Origin of the sequence: Barnesiella sp. CU968, from assembly GCF_905219685.1 — a bacterium.
In the GTDB taxonomy this organism is placed as follows: Bacteria; Bacteroidota; Bacteroidia; order Bacteroidales; family Muribaculaceae; genus Lepagella; species Lepagella muris_A.
On sequence record NZ_CAJMXD010000318.1, the window covers coordinates 1 to 3,413 of the forward strand.

Sequence of the window (3,413 nt, forward strand, 5' to 3'; positions counted from 1 at the left end):
AGAGCTTGTCTAAATTTTATTGATTAAAAATTTTATGGCAGCGAAATCAATCATTTCTTCCGCTGATTCATTTGATATTTCATAATTTCGAGCGAGTCTGCGGCAAGAATCAAGCCATGCGAAAGTCCTCTCAACCACCCATCTGAGCGGCTTTGGCAGGAATCCCTTAACTCCATTGGGGGTATTGGATACCTCAAGTTCGATGCCGAAGTCTTTTTCAATGTCTTTGTCCACGTCTCCCCGATACCCTCGGTCGCACAATACCTTGCGCAGGTCTTCCCATACATCATCCGCCAGTCCGCATAGCTCATGAGCCATTTTTGAATCGTGAATACCGGCGTTACAGACTTTCCTCGCAAGGATGAAGCCATTGCGGTCGGTGATGATATTTCTTTTGACACCCTTGATTTTTTTGTTGCCGTCATATCCGTTATCTCCCTGTCTGCTACCCCATTTGACACTTTGAGCATCCATTGCGCCAACACTCGGACTTGATGCCTGACCGCGTTTGCGACGTATCTTTCTGACGAGTTTCTCAAGGAAATGCTCGACACGACCCTCTTGTCTCCATTTATGGTAGTAATAATAGACACTTTTCCACGCGGGATAGTCGTGAGGCAACCTTCGCCATTGACAACCACTGACCAATAGGTAGAGGATAGCTTCAAAAACTGATTGTAGTGAATATTTTCTCTTGCGTCTATCATTTTCAAGGAATTCTTTGTTTATATAGGACCACTGACCCTCGGTCAGATGTGTCTGATAGAGATTGATTTCGTGCATAATATTAGTCTTTTCTCCTTCAACACTCTGATTGAGGGTTTGTTATGCCTAATAACATTATTTCGCACTAATTTTTAGACAATCTCTAAGAAACTGTTTAAATTTAAACAGTTCCTTAAACAATATTGACTGAGTTATCGAAGGAGTTTCGGGGCGTGGAAGAGGAGACCGAAGTTAATGCCTATGTTCCAGTTGCGTGCCGGATAGGAAAGGTAGTTGCCGTAGAGGGAGAGACTGGCGAATGGGAAATTATAGACCGCCGCCAACTCTCCGATGAATTCCGCCTTGCGGAACCAACCGTCGTAACGCGCATGAGCAGGACCGTCGGCAACGAGATTGCGTATCGGCGAATACACATAGAAATCGCCTCTGAGCTGCAACTTGCCGAACGGATTCCATACCGGTATCAGTCCGGCGGCAACGTAGTTGTCTGACCGGAAAGCCTCATTGAAATAGTTCTGTGTGGAGGGTGTCGGGGCGAATGCCGCCGCATGTATCAGCGTGGCGGTGTAGTTCTGCTTAAGTTGCTGAAGCGTGCCCCGCGCGTTACCCATCACTCCGAGTCTTACCTTTTTGCTCAGCGGAAAAAAACGCTTCCAGTAACCTTCCACTGCCGCACGGCAATCGCCGTTATATGACGTGCGCAGCGATCTGTCTCCCTGCGGTGTGTAACGCGATGATTCATAACTAAGTGTGACATCCGCTTTCCATGCATAACCCGCATTGGGATAAAGATTGTCGTTCAACAGATTGCTTTCGACCCCGACACGCGCCACACCAAGCTGATACTGGGTCTTGTCTTTCGAGGTCTGTGAATNATCCGTAACATTTGTCGGGAAATAGGAATCTGACATATATCCGTAACCGAGACTCACATAACCTTTTGTCTTCATACCTATCGCCCATTCATAAGAAGCGCGTATGAAATTTTCTATTTCTGTGATGAAGGTAGGTGTGGAGTTCTCATAAAAGAGCAACTGAGAGTCGTAAAATTTCTGACGGCTCATGACACCCTCTATTCTAACGAAAGAGGGCACGGAACTGCGCATGGTGAATTTGCTGCTGACCATGCCGGCAAGATATGACTGCCCTATCCAGCCGCTGAGATTGAGGTCAAGAGAGTTGAAGCTGAGTGAATGATAGCCCAGGTCGACATAAAGCATACTGTTTGCCGTCGAGGTTATCCACCCCCCTACCCCTACTGACCAGGGACGCTGNAATGTCGCCTCAAGAAGCAGTGTGTTGCGACCGTCTCGCCCCGATTCGAGCTGAGGAAGAAGATTGCGCAATGTGCCGTCGGTAACGGCACGGTAATAAGAATCCTCGACCTTGCCGATACCGATAGGCTTACGCCCGTTGCCTTCGAAAAGATGCTCAAGATAATGTGCCTGCCCTTCGTTAGCACCGGTCACCACCANGGAATCGAATCCCAACGCCGGTGTCCGGGAGGCGAAACGCTCCCTGCGGGCGTTGACCTCCGCTACTGACACCCGGGCACTGACCCGACGTTTGATGGAATCCACCATCTCAAGCCCGGTCTTGTATCCGATATCATAGATAGTACGCGCCTTTGCGAAATCCAGAACACCGAAATCAAGCACCGGCACCTGTATCTTTATGCCGTTTCGGGCAGGAACGCTATAGTCATTGTTCTGGATAATCATATCTTCCAGCTGACTATATACGTTGCCTGGTTCCGGCTTCTTGTCGGCACCCGACACCGAAACTCCGATTATGAAATCCGGATTGAATGCCGTCTGCATCACATCTACCGGGAAATTGTCATATATTCCTCCGTCATAAACAAGCACTCCATCCATCTTTATGGGCTTGAACACGAACGGAAAACTCATGGACGCACGCACGGCGTCACCTAACGAACCGCCGTGGAGCACGATCTTGCGTTTATGATAGACATCACTTGTGACACACCGGAACGGAACAAACAGTTTATTGAAATTACGCTGACACTGCAGAGTATAGGGACCATAGATTTTCAGAAATTCTATATTCATCGGCAACGGACTGACCAGATTCGAAGGCAGGATCTGATTCAGGAATCCGGTCGTGTCTTTAGGATTGATGTTAGCCGTGAGCCAGCGCGGTGTCGGCGACGGTTGCATCAGATAATATTTATGGTCAGGATTGATGACACCTGTGCTCCAGTATATGAAGTCGGGAGCGGTAAAGAATTTTATCATCTTCTCGGGCGACCATCCGCAGGAATATAGACTGCCGACGATAGCCCCCATGGATGTGCCCGTAACATAATCTATCGGAATATCATTGTCCTCAAGAGCCTTGATCACACCTACATGGGCGATACCCTTGGCTCCACCGCCGCTGAGAACAAGTCCGACACTCTGACGTCCTAAACGAGACTCGCACTTTCTTTGTGCCGTTTCGCATCCGATGCTGTCGGCAGGATTATTCATACCGCTTGAGGCTCCATATGTCAGAACCGACAACAGAAGCGACAATATTACCCTTTTCGCCATACTCTGATGTTAAAATTGTTTAAGAAGCTGTTAAAGTACTTTTACTTATAAACAAATGCCTGCAAGAAATAGTGAACTCGTCTTGACTTATTTTTTCTTAACATCAGCGAGATATTTCCGAGGTGTTTTCGC

The 3,413-nt window shown here is 47.8% G+C and carries 2 protein-coding genes; both read right to left on the reverse strand.

Going from position 1 to position 3,413, the window contains the following annotated elements; translation table 11 throughout:
- Positions 1-9: 9 nt before the first annotated feature.
- Entirely contained in the window at positions 10-783 is a 774-nt protein-coding gene (locus tag JX312_RS10820; protein WP_172469700.1) for an IS5 family transposase, read from the reverse strand.
- A 134-nt stretch (positions 784-917) separates the two neighbouring features.
- Positions 918-3,281: a patatin-like phospholipase family protein gene (locus JX312_RS10825; RefSeq protein ID WP_204458003.1), complete on the reverse strand. Its 2,364-nt coding sequence runs from the start codon at positions 3,279-3,281 to the stop codon at positions 918-920.
- Between the last annotated feature and the right edge of the window lie 132 nt (positions 3,282-3,413).